Raw genomic sequence first — 19,619 nt, forward strand, 5'->3', positions numbered from 1 at the left:
CTGTGGCTAGACTAGGGATAGGACAGATGGCTGGAGGCTTTTGGAATTGGTTAAAACGCGATCAATTAAACCATATTGTTGAGCTTCCGCAGGCGACATAAAGAAATCTCGCTCGGTATCTTGTTCGATCTGTTCGAGAGGCTTGCCTGTGTTAGCAGCTAACATCTCGTTGAGCGATCGCTTAATATACAAGATTTCCCTTGCTTGAATTTCGATATCAACTGCCTGACCTTGAGCGCCACCAAGAGGTTGGTGAATCATGATTCGTGCATTAGGTAAAGACATGCGCTTGCCCTTAGCACCAGCCGCTAATAAAAATGCGCCCATGCTAGCCGCCAGCCCCATGCAGATAGTACAAACATCGGGACGAACGTGGTTCATGGTATCAAGAATTGCCATGCCCGCATAGACTGAGCCACCAGGGGAGTTGATATAAAGATAAATGTCCTTTTCAGGATCTTCAGCTTCTAAAAATAAAAGCTGAGACATAATCAGGTTCGATGTGGTGTCATCTACTTGCGAACCCAAGAACACGATTCGCTCACGCAGTAAGCGCGAGAAAATATCAAATGCTCTCTCGCCTTTACCTGATTGCTCGACTACCATCGGCACAACCTGATTTTGGGTCGAAGCGATCGCAAATTGATTTGATGTTAATTGACTAGATAAAGGGAACATTCGTTTTGAATTCACCATAATTTTGATGCATATCCTAGGAAAAACCTGATTAGCTAAGCTTAAGTGGCAAAGCTAAGGTTTTGCCATACAGATTTAAGAGCTATTATGCCTCAAAAATAGTATTGGTCTCTAGCCATACTATTCTACGCAATTTAAAAGTAAGAGGGGTGCAAAGCACCCCTCTTACTTTTAATTAAGCTTCTTCAGATGTTGCCTCAACAGTTACCACATCTGTATCAGTCTCTGGAGAGATAGTTTCGAGGGCTTCAGGCTCTGGTTGGAGTGACCCTTGCTCGACTAACTCAATCTCAGAATGCTCGATCAACCATTCCACAGCGATCTCAGTCCGCATTTCCTCACGAATCAAGCTAGCTAATCTAGCGGGATCGATATTAGGATCTTTGAGCACTTCTAAGGTGCTAGCAACTCTTTCTTTGAGTGCAGCTTCATCAACCGCAAGCTTTTCCTCTTCAGCAATTTTATCAAGGGCAACTTTGCGGCGGAGACGGTTAACCGCCTCTGGTTGATTGAGGCGGCGCATTTCTTCAACCAATTCCTTGGTAAACAGTTGCTTTGCCATCGCAGGATCGATGCGCTCTTGCAAGTAGCTAGCTTGTTGGCGCACCAAAAAGTCTAGTTCTTGCTGCAAGAGGGTTACAGGTAAATCAACTTCGAGTTCGGCAGTGAGAGCCTCAAGGACAGCACGTTCCTTGTTGGCTTTGGTCTTAGCTTCAGCTTCGTCGGTGACACGCTTTTCGAGGAATTCACGCAATTCGGCGATCGTTTGTTTGTCGCTAATTGATTGAGCAAACTCATCATCTAGAGCTGGAAGCTCACGACCTTTGATCGATTTGATCGTGACGACATATTTGATTTCCTTGCCGACATATTCTTCGGGGTAATATTCTTCAGGAAAAATTGACTCAACTTCAATGACCTGATCAATCGCTGCACCGACGATCGCCCGAACAACTTCAGGAATAAATGCTTTTTCATCAACATCTAACTGAAAATCCTCTTCGCCCGCGTCAGGTAATTCTTCACCAGTGGTGCGATCAAGGACTTTGAGATCGACAGTAACGACATCATTTAGAGCAACAGCACGATCTTCGATCGGCACGATCGTCGCCTTACGAACTTGAAATTCGTGTAATGTGCGATCAACTTCGGTAAGATCTGGCTTAATTTCTTCAGCCTTAACCGTGAAGCCTTGATATTTGTTGAGAGTTACTTCTGGCTCAACGTCGATTGCTGCTTTAAAGGATACTTCTTGCCCTGGGGTGAAGGTTTGGACAAGAGTTTCAATATCGGTAATTAGTTGAAAGCCGCCCAATGCTTTATCTTTAACTTCTTTATTCTCAGCAAGGGCTTCGGTTAAGGTTTTTTCTAGCAATTCTTCGAGAACATTTGCTTTGAGTCGCTGACTACCAACTTGTCTCAATACAAGTTGAGTGGGCGCTTTGCCTTTGCGGAAACCAGGTACTTGCATCGTGCGCGTCAAGTCTTTGACGATGCGATCGTATATTGCTTGAGACTTTGCCCCTTCTACTTGAATGTCAAAACCAATTTGACTAGCGGGAAGCTTCTCTAGAGTGACCTTCATTATTAAATATGCCTAGATTAAGTATGCCTAGATTGTATATATCTAGAAATCAAAAAACATTTTTTGGACTTTTGCCAACTTTTGGCAAAACTGTCAGCAAGTGCCAAATTATGCCAAGTCTATGATAATACGATATTGGCGATCGCATATTTCAAAAAGCTCCAAATTAAGTGACGGTGAGTAGCACTTTATGGCATAGCTATTTTGTATTGCAGTGTTACATTAGCTTACGGGACATGACTGTAGCGCGACCTTCGCTTGGCTTAGTTGGTGATGTGGGACTAGTAACAGCATCACGAGGTGGTAAAGGAGTCATTGATTCAGACGCATCTAGTAAAATTTGTAATTTTGGACCAGTTGTTGCAAGACGAATAATTACCCCATCCTGCACTCGCTCCTTGTCAATTTGCTGGTCATTAATATATGTACCATTTGCCCCAATATTAACGATTTCCCAATAGAGCGAGTGACGATGTAGCTCCACATGGTAGCGAGAAACAACAGAGCTATAAAGAATCACGTCATTATCTCCAGATCGCCCAATCCGAATCATAGGCTCAGAGTCAAATTTCCATGTTTGGATTGGGGTAGATTCGATGGGATGCAGCAGGTTTAGCGTAATCACGGGTTTTAATGCAGTAATTTTGCAGGACGTAGAAAGTTTGACCGCAAATGCTACAGGATTTGCACTTATGTCAAAAGTCTAACATTGACATTTCTCACATTGACATTAATGGTTTTGCGATTTAATCAAGAAACCGATTTTTGGTGATACGACTTTGCAGCACCACCAAAAATCGGTTCTTTTTTACTGCAAGTCCCTCAACATAATGGCAATTTCTCACTACAGTAACGTCAGATCAACAGTTTTTCACCATTTGCGGCGTGCAAAGCATGACTCAAATGGCTTCGCGTTAAAGTAGGAAGGCTGACACTAAGCTCCCATCTAAAATCTTACTTTCAAAAATTTATGACCACTATTACTATTGTTGGCTGCGGTGTGATCGGGGCAATGCTTGCCTATGAATTAAGTAAAACCGAGCTAGATGTGACAGTTATTGAGGTAAGTGCCAAGCCAGCAATGGGGGCAACAAGTGCAGCGCTGGGTGTGTTGATGGCTGCCTCAAGCTCTAGAGCAAGAGGAGTTTTAGTAAAGCTACGCTTGGCAAGTTTAAGTAAATACGATCGCCTGATTTCTGAGTTAACTGCCCAAACTAATCTTGATATTCTCTACAACCGCAATGGCATTTTAAATTTGTATCGATCGCCTGATGCTGAAACAAAATCGCGATCGCTATCTGAGATTCGCAAAAGGCAAGGTTTTGATTTGCAATGGCTTGATCGCGAGCAAATTGCTCAAGATTTCTCACAATGGCAAACCGATGGCGGCTTATTAAGTCCATGCGATCGGGCAGTACATCCCATCCAGTTAGTCAATGCTCTTGTCGAAGCCGCAACTCAAAATGGGGTGAAGTTTCTTTGGAATACACCAGTCGAAAATTTAGAAGATATATCTAGCGATCGCATCATCGTTACATCAGGTTTAAGTTCTAACGCTCTACTTGCGCCACTTTTAAAAAATCATCCTAAATATTCGGGGCAAGATCTGATGCAGCCAGTTGCTGGTCAAGCGTTGTTGCTACATATCCCCAAGCTAAACCTAAAGAACGTTGTGCATATTGAAAATGAGGATGGCTCCGATCTGAATATTGTGCCGTTAGGTAGCGATCGCTATTGGCTCGGTGCAACCTTAGAGTTTGAACCCAGCGAGTTACCTAATGAGGCTAATGTGTCTTTATTGCTAGAACAGGCGATCGCATGGTGTCCCACTTTTGCTAATGCTGAAGTTTTAGAAACATGGGCAGGCGATCGCCCCAGACCAGTTGCCAATCAATCACCAATTTTAGGCTTTGTGCCAGATTATCCTCACATTTTGGTGGCTACTGGTCACTATCGCAATGGTGTGTTGATGGCTCCCGTAACGGCTCAAATTACCAAGGATTTACTTTTAACTGGCACAAGCGATCTACCTTGGCGACCCTTTACTCTCTAATTTGCTTAAGCCGCTATTTCTAATTCTTCTAAATCTTGATCGAGATCTTTCGACCGTGCTTCAGCAGCATCAACTGTCACCGTCAGTTTTAACCCCAACCCCTTGAGCCAATCAGCTAAACCATAGATCGCCTCTGTGCCTTGTTTTTGCATAATCGCTTCTAGGGTTGCACTATAGGCTGTTAATTGTTCAGGTACAAGGGCTTCAGCAACATTGCCAAGAGCTAGTTTGAGTAGATTAGTTTCAATATCAGATGGCTCGTGATCTTCAAGATGAACGTCAAGATATACTGCGGCATACTCAGGATCTTGTAATCGGGCAATATGGGATGAATGATAATCTACGCTTGCCTTATAAGTTGATTGACTTGCTGTTTTACTCATTGTTCTGCCTCTTAAAATTTTGCCAATATTCTTTAGCCTTGCGGATATCACGGTTTTGAGTGCTTTTGTCGCCGCCACATAATAGCAATATTACAACTAATCCAATTTGCCCAAAGTAAATGCGATAGCCATTCCCATAGTCAATTCGTAGTTCGTATATACCATCACCTATAGACTTATAATCACCTAAATTTCCTGATCGTAAACGATCCAGACGTTGTTCAATTCTTGCTTGTGCCCGAATATCTCGCAGTGAGTTAAGCCATTCGTCAAAGGGAATTTTGCCTTCGGCTGTGATGTATTGCCTAATTTCTCTTGGTTGTGCTGACATCAGCTTGACTTCATTTTGTGCAGTGACTTCGCGCTTAACGATATTAAATCAGTTTGCGTGACGATTGCTCTATCTGCCTGACTACTGTTAGCGCTGAATAACTTACCCCTGCGGTTCCTTCCCCAGGGTGGGTAGAGTCACCAACTAGCCAAATATTTTTAAGTGGAGTGCGATTGGCGAAACCAAAAGGACCAAAGGTAGAAACGCGCATTCCCACGCCACCAACAATGCCACGATCTCGTCCTGTATATCGCTCAAACGTCCGTGGAGTGGCTGCTTCAATAAGAATGATTGTCTCTTCGTTGAGATGGAAATATGTGCTTAACTGCGCGATCGCCCGTTCTGTAAATCTCTGTTTGAGTTCCTGATAATCTTCGCCGCCGTACCAAACTGCTGCATCTGTGAACTCAGAGGCAATAATTGTAGCTTTTCCATCAGGAGCGCGACCATCGCCTTCTTTGCTAACGGAAATAAATAGCGAATGTGGTTTATGAACTTGGGAATCTTCATAGGCTTCCAAAAACTGTAAATGCGGCGGACAGTCTTTAGGAATCGCAGCCCGATCCACTCCCAAATAAACTACAAAAGCTACTGAAGCAGGCTTGAGATTGGCAACCCGTTGAGCATATCCCTTGGGCACAGCATCTCCCAAAAGCTGCACAAAGTTATTCACCGTCACATTCGCCACGATGTGATCGGCGCTATCTTCAAAAATCTCTTGCGATCGCAGATTTTTTACTTTTACCTTTTTACTTTTTCCTTGATCCTCGATCGCAGTAACTTGATGTTGCATCAATACCTTTCCCCCATCGCGCTCAATGCTCTCAATCAGGCGATCGCTTAAAACTTGCATACTTCCTTTGAGATGGAATAGTCCTAAAGGAGTTTGCGAAACTGCTAAAGCTGTTGCTGCATAAAGTAGAGCTGTCTCTTCAGCATTCACCTGTGAATAAAGCTTCAATTGCAAATCGAGGAATGTGCGTAATCTCTGATCATTTGCCAATCCAAACCCACGCAGAGCATCACCCACGGTCGAGAAGGTATATGGAGCTGTTGCTAAGGTATCGATTCGCAAAGCTTTAACTAATTGCCAAGCATCCCAAATATTACGCGGTGGCAAAATCGGATCGCGAGACTGAAAGCACCAACTGCGCCAAAATAAGTCTTCTAAGAAATTCCAAAATGGTTCGCTATTGGGAAATTGCCTTTGTCGCTCTGCTTTCCACTTATTGCGATCGCGCCAAACGTTAATCGGCTCACTCTCATTTGGCAAAAACACTGCACAGGCAGGATCGCAATATGTAGCTTCAGGAAGTTCTATTTCTAATTCCTTAAAAATGCGATCGTGAATCCCACCAGATTCTAAACCTGCTACCTGTGTTGCACCCACATCAAATGTAAATCCACGCCGCTTAAATGTCGATGCACAGCCACCAGCAACAATTGCCAAATCGTAAACAATGACTTCATAGCCACGCTTAGCCATCAAAGCCGCCGCCGTTAATCCGCCAATTCCCGCCCCAACCACAATTATTTTTTGTTTCACTTTCATTTACTCAACTCGCACCATTGTCGAATATTTTTCTCTAGTTCTTGAATATCTTCAGGACAGCGTTGACGAATGCGATCATAACGTTTAGATGCTTCTTCGGCGAGGATTCCTCTACCCTGACAACGTGCTTCTAACAGCGATCGCTGTTCTGCAAATCGCATAAAATAACTTGTTTTGGATTTTCTCTCAGAACGAATTTCTGACCATTTCCAAACTTTAGGAATATCTTCACATCCTGCTAAAACCCATACTTCTAATTCTTGCCAAGCATTTTCACCAAGAAATTTTTTCGGGCTTTGATACTTTTCTGCTAAAAACTCCTGTGCTTTCTTTTCAAGTCCATCAAGTTTCGCTCGTCGATCTCCATTGCCATCGCGATCGACACACACCAAAAATAAATCAGTCATACCTCCATATCTTTCCAAAATTTCTTGAATCTTTTCCCATCTCAATGCTTCAGCATGACCACGCAGACGAGGATTTTTGCAGACTGCAACTTTTGCTTGAGGCTTTCCGATCGCTGTCATCATCGCTCTGACAATCGGTAGTACCATACTTTCATCATTGACAAAATCTTCAAGAATAATCAAAACATTCATGCGTTCTGCACCTCTTCATCTTCGAGGAAGTACATCGCATCTTCTAGCCAACCTGAATCTAGTAAGCTCGATAATCCATCATTAGCGATGAGTTCTCTCGCATTGGGAATGTCCATGATTTTAGTGATTCGTGACTCGGCGCGATCGCCTATTCGATACATTAAGGAGGCATATTCGAGACTGGCAGGGCTGAGGAAATTTAACAAAAGTGGTGAGTGGGTTGTAATCACTATTTGCATTGAACCATTAGCTACTTCTTGCTCCATTAGTTGCAGCAGTAAGCTCAAACGATTGGGATGAATGCCATTTTCGGGTTCTTCAAAAAAGTAAAAGCGCGATCGCTGATTGCCCAAAAGCGCCGCCAGTAATCCTAAAAAGCGTAATGTCCCATCCGATGCACTATAAGCTGTTGTTTTCTGTCCGCTAGCCTCTTCGATTCTCAGCAAAACTTTGCCTGTAAAGTCCTCTGGAAAGTCAAAATCCTTTGCATCCATTGGTGTTAAGGCTTGCAACCAATCCAATAAAATCGCCTTACGAGTTTCATCACGACAGATATCTAACATCACCGATGATAAATTTTCGCCGCGATCGCCTAAAACATTTTGTCCAGAAAAAGTTGGCAGTCTCATCACATCAGGACTGAGATCGAGAAATCGCATTTCACTTATGACATTTAAAGCAAGTTCACAGAATTTTTTTGCAATTGAGCTATCAAAGTTTTCCCTAATACCTTGTCCATATGGCTTAACTCCTTTAGACACCTGAGAAAGTATAGGTATGTAATTTGCCATGTAGTCATATTTTTCTATGATCACAGGATTAGCATACACTTTATAACTTTCCCAATAGTCATAAAAATGAACACCATTAGAATTAGAAAAAGCTAATGTGTATGTTGATTGTGATTCAAAAATTGGATATTCTTTTTTCTTACAGTTCAATCTTTCATCAGTTATGTAAGGGACTGGATTAGCTAATCTGACTTTAATGTGGTAATCCATGTCATACTCTGTATCGCCATCTTGGACAGAAAAAGAAATAGCGATCGCAAAAGAATCAGCCCCACAATAAGTTATTTCTTTCGTCCCACCACGTATGCCACGCCATTGCAGTACACCACCTTCACCATATTTCTCGCCAATGATTTCGGCAATACTATAGCCTCTCGAAATGCCATGCAAAAAACGAAAAGCATCACGAATATTGCTCTTACCTGAAGCATTAGTCCCCACTAAAACTGTCAAATCTCCAAGCGAAAGCTCAGCATTTTTAAAACTTTTAAAATTTTCTAATCGAAGGCTTTTTAACATTTAAACAACCTTGATATTCCAACACCATCCAGAATAGCAAATATATTTTCTTCATGCACAAAATCATCTTTTCTACTCTCAAGAATTGCATTTGCTAAGCCAACTTCTTCCAAAGCCTCTTGAATTATTTCAGAAAACAAATTCCATTGAAGTAATAAAACTTGGCTTTTTGATATTTAGGATCGTCTGCAACTTGAATAAATTTTTCCCAAGAGACTTTTACCCAAGTATTTAGGTTCTGCTCAATTACATTTTCAGTTGGTTGAACAGCAGCTTTATCAATACTTAATACCGCAACCATATCTATACCTCATTGGCAAAAAATTAAGGAGACTAGCGAAAGCTTTATGCTCCTTGATTTTAATACAAGCGATCTAGAACGTAATTGGTTAAACCGATAAGGGATTGCTTAGGAGCAGAAGATGGCAGCCACTCGATCGCAGTTAGCGCCGACTTAACATGACTCTTTGCCAAATCACGCGATCGTGCAATACCTTGACTGCTATAGACAAGATCCAGTGCTTTTTCGATATCACCATCCTCACTGAACTCACGCTCGATCAATCCGAGTAACTGTGGATGTTCTTCTATGGCAAATAATACTGGTGCAGTCAAATTACCTTGCTTCAAATCAGAGCCAGCAGGTTTGCCCAATGTCTCAGTCGAACTAGTGAAATCAAGAATGTCATCGACAACTTGGAAGGCAATTCCAAAATGTTTACCAAAGTTAAAAAGCTGCTCAGCCTGTACCTGACTGACACCACTCAATACCCCAGCAGCTTTAGCACTACCCGCCATTAGAGAGGCGGTTTTATAAAAACTTTTTTCCAGATAATCTTCTAAGGTTAAGCTGCTATCAAACGCAGTCAAGCTCTGCCGAATTTCACCCTCAGCAAAATCAGTGATCACCTTTGACAAAAGTTTGACGACTTCGAGATGATCGAGATTTGCTAAGTACCAAGATGCTTGAGCAAACAGAAAGTCTCCAGCCAATACCGCAATGCGATTACCAAAACTGTTATTCACAGTTGGCATACCACGCCGCAGGTCAGCCGAGTCGATCACATCGTCATGCACCAAACTGGCGGTATGGATCATTTCCGTGATCTCGGCAAGTCGGCGATGGCGTGAAGTGATATCGCGATCGCTCATGGTCGCCCGTGACACTAGTAAGACTAGCGCAGGGCGCATACTTTTGCCCTTAGCTTCAAATAAATGCTCAGCCGCAGCGTACAAAATTGGATGTCTTGCGCCTACCAACTGCTTCAAATTATCCGTGAGCGTACGCAAGTCATCTTTGACTGGTGCAAAAAGTTCGGTGACAGAAGTAGTTGGAAGGCTCATGCGAATAAACCAGTGTTAAATCAATTTTTACATATCTTCATATATTGTATGAGTAATGTTGTAAGAGTTAAAGCCCGACTTAGCTTGTTTTTATAGTCGCAATCAGTCAAAGGACTGCAAATGGCTGACACTCTGTACCTACTACTCCTTTAGCCAGAAATTTTTTCGCGATCGCTATAACTATCAATGAGTAGGGATAAAGCACCTCTTCACCTTTGCTCACTATGTATCAGCATGATATATATTATTTAACAAATCGTAATCCAATCGTATAGATGGAACTTTGACTAATGATGCCTAGGCTGCTCTTGATCGATGATGATCCGATAATCTCTGAAATGGTAACTCTGAACCTTGAACACGCTGGCTATCAAGTCAGTCAAGCGAGCGATGGCATCAAAGGACAAGCACTTGCCATTCAGTTGATGCCAGACATGATCATCCTTGACTTGATGCTGCCACGGGTTGATGGGTTCACAGTTTGTCAGAGGTTGCGCCGTGACGAACGGACTAAAGAAATTCCTGTGATGATGTTGACAGCTATGGGGCAAACCCAAGATAAGGTCGAGGGATTTAATGCTGGTGCTGATGACTATCTGACTAAGCCATTTGAGCTGGAAGAGATGCTAGCGCGAGTACGTGCTTTGCTACGCCGTACAAATCGGATTATTGACACAGCCAAGCATGGTGAAATTTTAATCTTTGGCTCATTGACGCTTGTACCTGAGCGCTTTGAGGCAATTTGGTTTAATAAAACCGTCAAGTTAACTCATTTAGAATTTGAGTTGCTACATTGTCTATTGCAGCGTCATGGGCAAACCGTTTCACCTAGTGAAATTCTCAAAGAGGTCTGGGGCTATGAACCAGATGATGATATCGAGACTATCCGTGTGCATATTCGCCATTTACGGACTAAGTTAGAACCAGATCCACGCCATCCTAAGTACATTAAGACGGTATATGGTGCTGGCTATTGCTTAGAGCTTCCCCACGATAACGATAATCAACAAAACGAAGAGGCGATCGCTGAATAAATCAGTCAATAAGTTGTTTGGCAATTTCTCATTGATTAATCTCCAACAATAGGGATGACCTAAAAGGTCATCCCTATTGTTTATTTAGTATTAAGCTAGCTGAGCGAAGCCGAATCTTCACGTATTTATGACCAAGTGTTAGGCAACACATGGCTTTTAAGCCCTGATCTTTCAAAATGGAAAAGTGTAGATTTTCCTTGGAAAGATGAGTTGTTAAGGGCTATGCGGAAAAAATCAGTATCTAGAATCTTCAAATATAGTTGCTTGTCTTTATCACTAGTATGCATAAGTGTATGTATAAATGGGGGAATTGTTACAGAAGCATCTAGTCAACCTGAGCCATTTCCATTTGATGCTCAACTTCTCTATAACGGCAGTGGCGCAGGGATAGATGGCAATACTAGTGTTGATTTACGCATTCCTCTCAATCAAACACCAGAAAATTTTTTCTATCTCAATCCTCAAGTCCGCATCTTTAATAATGGACGCATTGGCTCTAATCTTGCAGTTGGCTATCGATCGCTAAATGATGTCGCCAAATTCGTATTAGGGGGCTATCTTGCCTACGACAATCGTGATGCAGGAGCGCAGTTTTTTCAGCAAATTTCCGCAGGCTTAGAACTTTTTGCAGAAACTTGGGATATGCGCCTCAATACTTACCTTCCCATAGGTAAGACTAATACCCAACTGAGCGAAACAATCCTAAATACTGGCAGCTTTCAGGGTAATCAGTTTTTGATCGATCGTGATCGCCGTTTTGATGCAGCGATGGGTGGCGTGGAGTTAGAAGCTGGCACTATAATCACCACTGGTGATGCAGGATATCTCCGTCCCTATGTCGGGTCTTACTATTACACTGCTACCAATAGTGTTGGAGCCTTGGGGATTAAAGGTGGTTTGGGATACTATGGCGATCTCATCAATGCGGGTTTATCGATTCAGAACGATCGCATTTTTGGCACGAGTATTCTTTTTAATATTGGTATTAATTTTTCTAATCGTTCCGCCAGAAAAGCTACTCCGCCAACATTGCTAGAGCGCATGAATGAACGATTTTCGCGTAATAGTTCTGTCCTTGTCGAAAATCAAACGGTACGCGATCAACTCGTCGCAATTAATCCTGTGACTGGTCAGCCTTATAGTTTCTTTATTGTTGCCAATAACACTACAGGCTTATCTGGCAACCCTAATGTGGTGTCTTTTACTAACTTTTCGACGGCTATTGCCAATGCCAGCGCTGCTGGGGCAAACGGAATTGTGTATGCCTATACCCCAACAGGCTCTATAGCACCAACTTTAGCTGGATTTACAATTCCTGACGGTGTAAAAGTCTTTTCTAGTGCGCCATCTGTAGTGCCTCTGTCATATTTAGCTGGCGCTGGAGGTGCGAATTTGCCCAATATTCCTTTGCCTGCTAACACGGGTGTTTATCCCATCGTCAGCGATACAGTCACTCTAGCATCAGGGTCTAATCAAGCTCTATCTGGCTTTAGCATCAATAAAAATGTGGCTACTGGGGCAAATGCTGGCATTATTGGCAACAATAACGTGAATGCCTTGATTGCCAATAATAGGGTCAACATTACGGCACCTAGCAGCACACCAGTGGGTAATTCGGGGCGAGGTATTGTCTTGATAGGTGCTAGTGGCAATACCAATGTTTCGGACAACCAAGTTAACAATGCGATCACTGAAGGCATTCGTCTAGATAACGTCAGTGGTACTGCTGCGATTACTGGCAACACAGTCATTAATACAATTCAACCTGATGTCCAAACACAGGTAGAGGCGGGAATTCTTGTACGCAACAATACAGGGAATGTCAATCTGACGATCGCCAACAACATTGTTAGAGATAATACCGCCACCGCAGGCGTTGTTGAAATTGACGGGATTGAGTTTAGTCTCTGTCGTGTCTATCCAGATTTAGGAGGTTGTGCCACTACGACCACCGCAACTGTCAACATCACAGGCAACACTGTCCGAAATATCACAGGTGCAAACGATGGAGCCGATGGCATTGACATCAATTTAGGCAATAATGCAAACGCCACGCTGTCAATCAGCAACAATACCATTGATAACATCGTGAACAAAGGCATTAGCTTTGGCGCTGTTGATGGTTCTATTGGTACAACGACGATCGCTAATAACAACATTAGCAATGTCGGTGGTGCAGCAATTCAGGTGCGTGTAGGAGAAACGGCAGTTGGAGGACAGTCGTCTGTTCGAGCGGCGGTATTGAATAATAAAGTTACAAACACCAATACGCAGGTTGGAATAGATGATGCATCGATGATTATTCGATCTCAAAATGTTGCTTCGCTCTGCGTCAAGTTTGAAGGAAATACCTTAAACAATCCCACCTCTAGTCTTGATTATCTATTCCGTAGGCAAAGTACATCACCATCAGGGCTGCAATTAGCAGGACTAACCACAGCGATCGCCGTGGCGAATCCCAGCCCAGCACTGGTCAATGAACTCACGGCTAGAGGTAATACAGGAACAGCAAGTAAATACAGAGTCCAAAACAACACTGTTCAAATTCCCACTACGGCTTGCACATTTCCTTAACGTCAGTTCGACGAAAGCGAAAAATGGTAAGAATCGCTAAGCGATTCTTACCATTTTTCGCCATTTGCGGCGTTCTTCGCACGCCGCAAATGGCGATATCGAACTCACGTTTCCTTAACGACTAAAAAGAAAACAAGCTTTGCGGGTTTTCTTTTTAGTTGGTGAAACACCTCTTGTAAAAATTACTGCTGTAGCGATCGCGCTAATCATCAAAAGAGACCCCACCGAGTGGGGGCTCTTTTTTATCTATCAAGCGTCGCTTGTAAAAATTACTGCTGTAGCGATCGCGTCGATCTTCTAAAGAAACCCCACGGAGTGGGGTTTCTTTTAACTCTCAAGCGTTGCTTGTAAAAATTACTGCTGTAGCGATCGCTATATGCCTGAAAATAATTTAGATAGCCTGACATACGAGTAATGATCAACGAATGAAAATTTTATTTGCGGCGGCTGAAGTTGCTCCTCTCGCCAAAGTTGGCGGCATGGCAGATGTAGTAGGCGCACTTCCCCCGATTCTCAAGAAAATGGGACATGATGTGCGAATCATCATGCCTTACTACGGCGTAGTTCCAGACAAACTGCAAGAAAATCCAACATGGATTTGGAAAGGCTATGCGATGTTTCAGGAATTTGATATTTTTGAAACCGTATTACCAGGTACAGATGTCCCCTTGTATTTAATGGGGCATGGATCATTTATTCCTGCTCGCGTTTATGGCGGTGAAGATGAAGATTGGCGGTTCACCATGTTTGCCAATGCTGTCGCCGAATTTGCATGGAACTATTGGAAACCAAACATCATTCACTGTCATGACTGGCATACAGGCATGATTCCTGTATGGATGCACCAAGTATCCGACATTGGCACTGTATTCACGATTCATAACCTTGCCTATCAAGGACCCTGGCGCTGGTTCTTGGACAGAATTACTTGGACTCCTTGGTATATGGATGCCCATAACACGATGGCGGCAGGTATCAAGTATGCTGATCGCGTAAATACAGTATCTCCAACCTATGCCCAACAAATCTGTACACCCACCTATGGGGAAGGCTTAGAAGGCTTACTGTCGTTCCTCAAGCCTTGGGGTATTTTAAATGGCATCGATACCGATCTAGAAAATCCTGCTACCGATCAATCTCTGGTGCAGAACTATTCTGTAGAAACCCTTGACGATCGCATGGCAAATAAAATTGCTTTGCAAAAAGAGTTAGGACTAGCCGTAAATCCTGCGACTTTCTTGATTGGCATGGTGGGACGTTTAGTAGAGCAGAAAGGTATTGATCTACTGTTACAAACTCTCGAACGTTACTTAGCCTATACCGATGCTCAATTTGTCGTTTTAGGTACAGGTGAACGTTATTACGAATCACAACTCTGGCAAATCGCCTCCCGCTACCCTGGGCGTATGTCGGCACAGATTTTATTTAACTCAGCACTTTCCCATCGGGTTTATGCTGGTTCCGATGCCTTTTTGATGCCTAGTCGCTTTGAGCCATGTGGTCTGAGTCAACTAATTGCCCTGCGCTATGGTTGCGTACCAATTGTTCGTCGCACTGGCGGATTGGTTGATACTGTGTCCTTCCATGATCCAATTGGTCAGACAGGTACAGGCTTTAGCTTTGATCGCTACGAGCCATTGGATATGTATACCTGCATGGTACGTGCTTGGGAAAGCTATCGCTATACCGATGCATGGCGACTACTGCAAGAACGTGGAATGAGTACTAATTTCAGTTGGCAATCTTCCGCAGAAAAATACATCCAGCTATATCGCTCAATCCCTGGACTAGAAAATGCTTAGATAAAGAATCTACCTTGTACAAGCAAGTCTCACCCCCCTTAATTCCCCCTTGCTAAGGGGGAATCCAGAGATTTTAGATTTGTAAGCTGCTGCCAAAAGGGTGCTTTATACACTCTTTCGGCAGCAGCTTGCAAATCTCTCAAAGCACTGTAAGAATTACCTTGAATTAAATTTAATCAATCTTTCAGGCAATCTATCAATGCGTCAGTTTCCTACTATTCTTATTCCTCCAGAAGTGCAGCGCATTGCTCAGTCTAAACCTGTTGCACCCAAGCTAGGTATGACCTTGCCAAGTTTGCCGTCTAATCAACAGCCAACACCGATTCAAATACAAGAAGCGCTCTCTTTGAGCTTCGGTCTAATTGTCTTAGTAGCACTGGTAACCGCAGTCGCCAAAGAGTTAGGGATAATGATATTAATTGTGGGGACAGTTGCAATTGTGTTGAGGGTCAGATATCAGTTTCTCACCTACAAAAAACGATATCAAAATCATCAACATCAACTGCAAAACTATTTCGCAAAGCTAGAGGCTTATTCCCGCGAAGAGGTGAGCTATCAGCAACAATTAGCGATCGCCCATGCGCCTGAACGCATCCTTGAGTTTCGCCATCAGCAATATCAGAAGTTCTTTGCCAAGATTCCGACCGTCGAAAATGCGATCGCCTTAACCCAGAGTCGTAAGCCTACGGATCGCGATCAATCGGCTATTTATGATTTTGGAAAAACTCTCCAACAGTATTTATCAGGAACGCTCTATCAAGGTGTCAAGATTTATATTCCTAGCATTAACCATGATTGGGTTCCTGCTTTGACCTATATTGATCCTGTTTTGAACGTACATATTGCGATCGAGATTAGTGCGCCTTCAGAAAGTGAGTCCAATGCAATGCAAAATGATCTAGCTGATCGCTTTTTAGTAGATTCAGGCTGGATCATGATCAAGTTCTCGCAAAAGCAAATCTTGCAAAGCTCTGCCCAATGTTGCAAGGAGTTTGCCAAGTTACTAGATCGCTTAAGTCTTGATCCATCAGTTCTACCAAACTTTGAGTCTATTCCTGATTTAGTACCTGCTAGAAATTGAGGGATTTGCCACCTCAATGCAACAAGTCCCTGAAATTGGCTTTATAGTGAGAATTGCTACAGCGAACGTAGGTTAATAGGGTTTATTGTTGGCAAATGCTAAAATCAGCAATTAATAGCTGATAAATATTGGTTTTGTAGGTTTTATGTGAGGGTAAGGCCCGTGAATGCTGCTGAACAAGCGAGAAATGTCGAAGTAGCGACCAAAATCGCCACGATTGTCAATTTGTTTAAAGCTATTTACCCTGCTGCACGCTCTGATTTGAAACCTTGGCTAAATAATTCGGATACACGCAGATTACTCGATCCAGACTCGATTGATGTGGGCTTTCATTTCCCAGGGGTAAGCTGGCGGCTCAAGGTTCGCAGCATTCTCTTTCAAATTCGACTATACGAAGATCCTGTCGATGGAGATTTGCGAGCGATCGGGATTGAAGCAAGTGGACATGACTATAAAGGCGAATGCTGGCGCTTTTCAACGGTGGATAACTGGCAATTTTTCGGCGACAAGATACCAATGGAAGATGGAGTTGAAAACCTACGCGAGTTTAGCCGTCAAACATTAGAAGTTTTCAATCGTAAATAATGTGAGTTCGGGATAAGCTACAAAATTTAAAAAGACTAAACAGTTTACCTTTTTCCTTTTTCCTTGATCGCTAGTTCGGCTTTTCCGTACTTCCCTTGCAATTCGTTAGGTTATGCATACATCAATCGCCTTTTGGGTGTGGGGATGATTCTTCCTAGTGTTTTCGCTGTTTCTATCCATTCTTGGATGATAATTTCGGCATTGGATACGGCTTCGGTATAGCTTTGACCGTCTGCCATGCAGCCTGCAAGTTCGGGAACTTCCACGATGAAGGCTTCATCTGCTTCGCTCCAATAAACAATCAATTCGTACTTAATTGGTGTCATTTGATCCTTTCGCTAAAGCCTATCCGCTTTAAAAATTGGCAGAGGGTTTCAAAATCAATACTATTATCGCTGCCACCATCAAGCAGTTTTTGCCTAAATTTTTCATATTTTTACATTCATGTCTCCTTCATGCATTGCATAATTTTGGCGAACTGTAACTGTATTGGGATGCTCGGAACCAAGGGCTTTCTCAAGAATTTGGATAGCTCGCAGGTAGAGAGGTTCGGCTTCGCTGTGCTTCCCTTGCGATTTGTAAAGTAATGCGAGATTGTTGAGACTGTTTGCGACATCGGGATGGTCTGCTCCTAGTTGTCGTTCCCTGATTTCGAGCGATCGCATATAGAGAGGTTTGGCTTCGCTGTACTTGCCTTGAAAATAGTAAAGTGCTGCGAGATTGTTAAGACTTTGGGCGACATTTGGATGCTCCTCTCCTAGTTGACGTTCCCAGATTTCGAGCGCTCGCACATAGAGAGGTTCGGCTTCGCTGTACTTCCCTTGCGATTCGTAAAGTAATGCGAGATTGTTAAGACTTTGGGCGACATCGGGGTGATCTTCTCCTAGTTGGCGTTCCCTGATTCCCAGTGATCGCACATAGAGATGTTCAGCCTCGATGTACTTCCCTTGCGCTTGGTATAGTGCAGCAAGATTGTTGAGACTGGATGCGATAGAGGGATGGTCTGCTCCTAGTTGACGTTCCACGATCGAAAGTGATCGCAGATAGAGTGGTTCGGCTTCGCTATACTTCCCTTGCACTCGAAAAATTTCTGCCAGATTATTTAAACTTGAAGCAACATCAGGATGGTCTGATCCTAGTTTTTCTTGTCTAATTTGTAACGCCTTGAAGTAGAGAGGTTCAACGTTCTCATATTTTCCTGACGCATAGTAAAGCCCAGCAAGGTTATTAAGACTATTTGCAACATCAGGATGACTTTTTCCTAGAAGATCTTGCTGTAATTCCAATGCTTGCTGATAGAGTGGTTCCGCGTCTTCATAATTACCTAAAGCAAAGTATAGACCTGCTAAATTATTGAGGCTTGCTGCAACATCAGGATGACGATCTCCAAATAATTCCTTTTGTAATTCCAATGCTTGAGAATAAAGATCCATCGCTTCTTCGTACCTACTTTGTGAAAAGAATAACCCTCCTAGATTAGTAAGACTAGATGCAATGTCAGGATGGCGATCTCCAAGAACTTCCCTCTGTGATTGTAAAACTTGTTGATAAATTGGCTCTGCTTCTTTATACCTACCTTGAGACATATATAAACTTGCTAAGTTATTCAAACGAGCAATTGCATTCCGATCTTTTACTAATTGTCGATTTCCAACTTCAATGGCTCTTAACAAAAGAGGCTCAGCTTCAGAATATCTTCCTTGTATTCTATAAAGCTCAGCAAGATTATCAAGTTCAGTAGCAATATCAGGATGAGTAACACCTAATCTTTGCTCTTGAATGATAAGAGATTCTAAATACAAAGGTTCTGCTTCATCATATCTTTTCTGTGATTGGTAGATTTCCGCTAGATTATTGAGACAGGAAACTATGTTTGAAAAATTAATTTTTGATTGATTCGAGTACAATCTATATGCTTGTAAAAAAGCATTTTCTGCTTCAGCATAGTGTCTAGAATCTTTGTGAAATATTCCTATTGTATTGTACAAATTTGCTAGCAAAGGAGAATTTGGATCTTGAATTTTTAAGTTTTCGATTTCCTGTTGTAGATTGTCAGGATTATCTTTTGACTTGAATGTTATTTCAGAATCAAATATTGATTTTCCAGAACCAGATAAAGATTGAGATTGAGAAATTTGAATATTGACATCGCCGCTAACAAAAAGTCCCTTGAATCCAACTTGCTCAATACTAGTAGATCGAGAAAACTCAAACACACCGCCGCGCCAACTCCAAAAATCGGGAGCTCTTTGGGCTAAGGATGTTGCGATTGCAGGCGTTAACCAAATCACAATCGGAAACGTAAAATCGCGCAAGCCCTCCCTTGTCCATTGCGCCGAAAAAAAGAATTGTTCTTGAGCCGATTTTGGTTCGTTGAGGCGGATTCCCAAAAGTTCATCTGCACCCAAAACTGTGACGATCGCAGGTTGATCATCCGACATTAACTCAGGTTCCTGTGATACCAAGTCCTGCAAAGATTGTTTTAAACTTGGTTGCTGGCGATCAATTCTGACACGATGGTAACTTGTCCCTTTAGACGCTAACTCTCTCTCATAGCTACTAATCAACTCATCACGATATTTCCAATTATCACAAATCGCAATCAACAAATTCAGCCTGCCATAGCTGGCTTGCATAGACATCAACAAACGCCGTAAATTCCGTTGATTTTGACTGGGATCTTTTTCCAT

At 42.6% G+C, this 19,619-nt stretch carries 18 protein-coding genes; 6 read left to right on the forward strand and 12 right to left on the reverse strand.

Going from position 1 to position 19,619, the window contains the following annotated elements:
* Window positions 1–6: 6 nt before the first annotated feature.
* The 3 genes from clpP to ABM313_RS13495 all read right to left on the reverse strand — a co-directional run bounded on the left by clpP (window position 7) and on the right by ABM313_RS13495 (window position 2,906).
* The gene (gene clpP, locus ABM313_RS13485; RefSeq protein ID WP_434683720.1) at window positions 7–696 is read right to left on the reverse strand and encodes an ATP-dependent Clp endopeptidase proteolytic subunit ClpP; all 690 of its coding nucleotides are present in this window, start codon (window positions 694–696) and stop codon (window positions 7–9) included.
* A gap of 175 nt (window positions 697–871) precedes the next feature.
* Window positions 872–2,281: a trigger factor gene (tig, locus tag ABM313_RS13490; RefSeq protein ID WP_434683721.1), complete on the reverse strand. Its 1,410-nt coding sequence runs from the start codon at window positions 2,279–2,281 to the stop codon at window positions 872–874.
* A 217-nt stretch (window positions 2,282–2,498) separates the two neighbouring features.
* The gene (locus ABM313_RS13495; RefSeq protein ID WP_434683722.1) at window positions 2,499–2,906 is read right to left on the reverse strand and encodes an FHA domain-containing protein; all 408 of its coding nucleotides are present in this window, start codon (window positions 2,904–2,906) and stop codon (window positions 2,499–2,501) included.
* 345 nt (window positions 2,907–3,251) lie between these two features.
* Here ABM313_RS13495 and ABM313_RS13500 point away from each other — a divergent pair, with 345 nt between their 5' ends.
* Window positions 3,252–4,334 (forward strand): NAD(P)/FAD-dependent oxidoreductase, encoded by a 1,083-nt coding sequence (locus tag ABM313_RS13500; protein ID WP_434683723.1) that lies wholly within the window; start codon window positions 3,252–3,254, stop codon window positions 4,332–4,334.
* 5 nt (window positions 4,335–4,339) lie between these two features.
* On the opposite strand, the gene ABM313_RS13505 is transcribed toward ABM313_RS13500, so the two are convergent.
* The 7 genes from ABM313_RS13505 to sds all read right to left on the reverse strand — a co-directional run bounded on the left by ABM313_RS13505 (window position 4,340) and on the right by sds (window position 9,853).
* Entirely contained in the window at window positions 4,340–4,717 is a 378-nt protein-coding gene (locus tag ABM313_RS13505) for a DNA-binding protein (protein WP_434683724.1), read from the reverse strand.
* A complete protein-coding gene (locus ABM313_RS13510) occupies window positions 4,710–5,048 on the reverse strand; it encodes a type II toxin-antitoxin system RelE/ParE family toxin (RefSeq protein WP_434683725.1) in 339 nt (112 codons plus the stop codon). The genes ABM313_RS13505 and ABM313_RS13510 overlap by 8 nt, the downstream gene beginning before the upstream one ends.
* Before the next feature lie 43 nt (window positions 5,049–5,091).
* Window positions 5,092–6,600, reverse strand: a complete 1,509-nt coding sequence (gene crtD / locus ABM313_RS13515; RefSeq protein WP_434683726.1) for a C-3',4' desaturase CrtD — start codon at window positions 6,598–6,600, stop codon at window positions 5,092–5,094.
* A complete protein-coding gene (locus ABM313_RS13520; protein WP_434683727.1) occupies window positions 6,597–7,199 on the reverse strand; it encodes a hypothetical protein in 603 nt (200 codons plus the stop codon). Before ABM313_RS13520 ends, crtD begins: the two co-directional genes overlap by 4 nt.
* Window positions 7,196–8,509 (reverse strand): AAA family ATPase, encoded by a 1,314-nt coding sequence (locus ABM313_RS13525; protein ID WP_434683728.1) that lies wholly within the window; start codon window positions 8,507–8,509, stop codon window positions 7,196–7,198. The genes ABM313_RS13520 and ABM313_RS13525 overlap by 4 nt, the downstream gene beginning before the upstream one ends.
* Before the next feature lie 124 nt (window positions 8,510–8,633).
* Window positions 8,634–8,810: a hypothetical protein gene (locus tag ABM313_RS13530; RefSeq protein WP_434683729.1), complete on the reverse strand. Its 177-nt coding sequence runs from the start codon at window positions 8,808–8,810 to the stop codon at window positions 8,634–8,636.
* 59 nt (window positions 8,811–8,869) lie between these two features.
* On the reverse strand, window positions 8,870–9,853 hold the full coding sequence (gene sds / locus ABM313_RS13535; RefSeq protein WP_434683731.1) for a solanesyl diphosphate synthase: 984 nt from the start codon (window positions 9,851–9,853) through the stop codon (window positions 8,870–8,872).
* A 293-nt stretch (window positions 9,854–10,146) separates the two neighbouring features.
* On the opposite strand from sds, the gene ABM313_RS13540 reads away from it, so the two are divergent.
* From ABM313_RS13540 to ABM313_RS13560, 5 genes are all read left to right on the forward strand, one after another.
* Window positions 10,147–10,887 carry a response regulator transcription factor gene (locus tag ABM313_RS13540; RefSeq protein WP_434688473.1) on the forward strand — a complete coding sequence of 247 codons (741 nt, stop codon included), beginning with the start codon at window positions 10,147–10,149 and terminating at the stop codon, window positions 10,885–10,887.
* A gap of 264 nt (window positions 10,888–11,151) precedes the next feature.
* Window positions 11,152–13,461 (forward strand): inverse autotransporter beta domain-containing protein, encoded by a 2,310-nt coding sequence (locus tag ABM313_RS13545; RefSeq protein ID WP_434683732.1) that lies wholly within the window; start codon window positions 11,152–11,154, stop codon window positions 13,459–13,461.
* A gap of 425 nt (window positions 13,462–13,886) precedes the next feature.
* Entirely contained in the window at window positions 13,887–15,263 is a 1,377-nt protein-coding gene (glgA, locus tag ABM313_RS13550) for a glycogen synthase GlgA (protein ID WP_434683733.1), read from the forward strand.
* Window positions 15,264–15,462: 199 nt separating this feature from the next.
* Complete coding sequence (locus tag ABM313_RS13555; RefSeq protein WP_434683734.1) at window positions 15,463–16,344, forward strand: hypothetical protein; 882 nt, start codon at window positions 15,463–15,465, stop codon at window positions 16,342–16,344.
* A gap of 162 nt (window positions 16,345–16,506) precedes the next feature.
* Window positions 16,507–16,929: a hypothetical protein gene (locus ABM313_RS13560; protein ID WP_434683735.1), complete on the forward strand. Its 423-nt coding sequence runs from the start codon at window positions 16,507–16,509 to the stop codon at window positions 16,927–16,929.
* A 110-nt stretch (window positions 16,930–17,039) separates the two neighbouring features.
* Here the strand turns inward: ABM313_RS13560 and ABM313_RS13565 are convergent, their stop codons facing one another.
* Together ABM313_RS13565 and ABM313_RS13570 are read right to left on the reverse strand one after the other, a co-directional pair.
* Complete coding sequence (locus ABM313_RS13565; RefSeq protein ID WP_434683736.1) at window positions 17,040–17,255, reverse strand: type II toxin-antitoxin system HicB family antitoxin; 216 nt, start codon at window positions 17,253–17,255, stop codon at window positions 17,040–17,042.
* 102 nt (window positions 17,256–17,357) lie between these two features.
* Window positions 17,358–19,619 (reverse strand): tetratricopeptide repeat protein, encoded by a 2,262-nt coding sequence (locus tag ABM313_RS13570; RefSeq protein ID WP_434683737.1) that lies wholly within the window; start codon window positions 19,617–19,619, stop codon window positions 17,358–17,360.

Origin of the sequence: Pseudanabaena minima str. Chao 2107, from assembly GCF_051131155.1 — a bacterium.
Classification (GTDB): domain Bacteria; phylum Cyanobacteriota; class Cyanobacteriia; order Pseudanabaenales; family Pseudanabaenaceae; genus Pseudanabaena; species Pseudanabaena minima.

Coding starts and splice junctions, on each gene's coding strand:
- ABM313_RS13510 (WP_434683725.1), bottom strand. CDS start 5,048: ATGTCAGCACAACCAAGAGAAATTAGGCAATACATCACAGCCGAAGGC.
- tig (WP_434683721.1), bottom strand. CDS start 2,281: ATGAAGGTCACTCTAGAGAAGCTTCCCGCTAGTCAAATTGGTTTTGAC.
- ABM313_RS13520 (WP_434683727.1), bottom strand. CDS start 7,199: ATGAATGTTTTGATTATTCTTGAAGATTTTGTCAATGATGAAAGTATG.
- crtD (WP_434683726.1), bottom strand. CDS start 6,600: ATGAAAGTGAAACAAAAAATAATTGTGGTTGGGGCGGGAATTGGCGGA.
- ABM313_RS13525 (WP_434683728.1), bottom strand. CDS start 8,509: ATGTTAAAAAGCCTTCGATTAGAAAATTTTAAAAGTTTTAAAAATGCT.
- sds (WP_434683731.1), bottom strand. CDS start 9,853: ATGAGCCTTCCAACTACTTCTGTCACCGAACTTTTTGCACCAGTCAAA.
- ABM313_RS13530 (WP_434683729.1), bottom strand. CDS start 8,810: ATGGTTGCGGTATTAAGTATTGATAAAGCTGCTGTTCAACCAACTGAA.
- ABM313_RS13565 (WP_434683736.1), bottom strand. CDS start 17,255: ATGACACCAATTAAGTACGAATTGATTGTTTATTGGAGCGAAGCAGAT.
- ABM313_RS13540 (WP_434688473.1), top strand. CDS start 10,147: ATGCCTAGGCTGCTCTTGATCGATGATGATCCGATAATCTCTGAAATG.
- glgA (WP_434683733.1), top strand. CDS start 13,887: ATGAAAATTTTATTTGCGGCGGCTGAAGTTGCTCCTCTCGCCAAAGTT.
- clpP (WP_434683720.1), bottom strand. CDS start 696: ATGGTGAATTCAAAACGAATGTTCCCTTTATCTAGTCAATTAACATCA.
- ABM313_RS13500 (WP_434683723.1), top strand. CDS start 3,252: ATGACCACTATTACTATTGTTGGCTGCGGTGTGATCGGGGCAATGCTT.
- ABM313_RS13570 (WP_434683737.1), bottom strand. CDS start 19,619: ATGGAAAAAGATCCCAGTCAAAATCAACGGAATTTACGGCGTTTGTTG.
- ABM313_RS13505 (WP_434683724.1), bottom strand. CDS start 4,717: ATGAGTAAAACAGCAAGTCAATCAACTTATAAGGCAAGCGTAGATTAT.
- ABM313_RS13555 (WP_434683734.1), top strand. CDS start 15,463: ATGCGTCAGTTTCCTACTATTCTTATTCCTCCAGAAGTGCAGCGCATT.